The organism is Jutongia hominis, from assembly GCF_014384965.1.
Taxonomy (GTDB): Bacteria; Bacillota; Clostridia; order Lachnospirales; family Lachnospiraceae; genus Butyribacter; species Butyribacter hominis.
In genome coordinates this window covers 1-958 of the sequence record NZ_JACRSW010000022.1, presented here as the reverse complement: position 1 = coordinate 958, position 958 = coordinate 1, and the positions used below count along the sequence as shown (strand labels likewise).

The window sequence follows — 958 nt, the reverse complement described above, 5'->3', positions numbered from 1 at the left end:
TAAAAAGTATTTCATGTAGGAGTCAGAGCATATTACTGACTCCTATGCAGAAAGGAGAACAATTTTATGAGTATAACGAAAGTTGGAAGTTCCTATAATTTCATTTATAACACAAAGACAGGTAAATTATCTACAAAAGATGGCAGCAAAAATGAATTTGTTGATTTTTGCAATGGAGATGTAAAGGGAGAAGATACAGAGACACTGAATCATTTTGATGAGCATACAAGATATCAGTTTACAAGAATGCTGTTTGCATATGGAACCGGAATGACCGGACAGAATCCTTTTGCCAATGATGAGAAAGTCGAGATTACAGCGGATATAGACAGTGCAACCCATACTTCCTTTTATGTGAATGGGCAGAAAGCGTTTACGGCAATTACGGGTATGTCATATCTCCCATCCGAGATTCAAACCTTTGGAACCGTACAGCAGCCATTTAAAACCAGAGGGTACAAACCATATGATCCCAGTACAAACAGTATCACGATTGGGGTTGGAAGCAGATTTAATCTTGGAAATGGATACAGCATGACGGTACAGGAAGATTTTGTCTGGGGCGAGGGCTATGGAAACGGAAGCAAGGCAGATGATGAAAGATGCAATATGATGATAGGTGGTCTGAACTCCCTGATACATTTTGCGGATCAGCAGTATTTTTCAAGTATGACAGATACATACACCGATTATATTTTAGATTTTCTTGCGTCACAGGGAGTGGATACAAGCAGAGAATTTGTGATAAACGGGACACATTGCGAACTGGTAAATGGGAAAATACGTGAAGTTGGTAACGATTATGTGGTGCCTAGTTCCATTCAGCAGAAAGCAGTGAAAAGATATGAAGAAAGTATGTCACAGCTTTTGAATAGCGGAACTTGGTATAGATGGTCATAAAAGTAATAGATCACTTGGACCGTTATGGAGAGTGAATAGATTCCGAATGACAGAGGAA

At 39.1% G+C, this 958-nt stretch carries 1 protein-coding gene; it reads left to right on the top strand.

Annotation, left to right across the window (positions count from 1 at the left end; all coding sequences use genetic code 11):
• The first annotated feature begins 66 nt into the window (after positions 1-66).
• Positions 67-900: a hypothetical protein gene (locus H8700_RS05485; RefSeq protein WP_055195966.1), complete on the top strand. Its 834-nt coding sequence runs from the start codon at positions 67-69 to the stop codon at positions 898-900.
• The last annotated feature ends 58 nt before the right edge of the window (positions 901-958 follow it).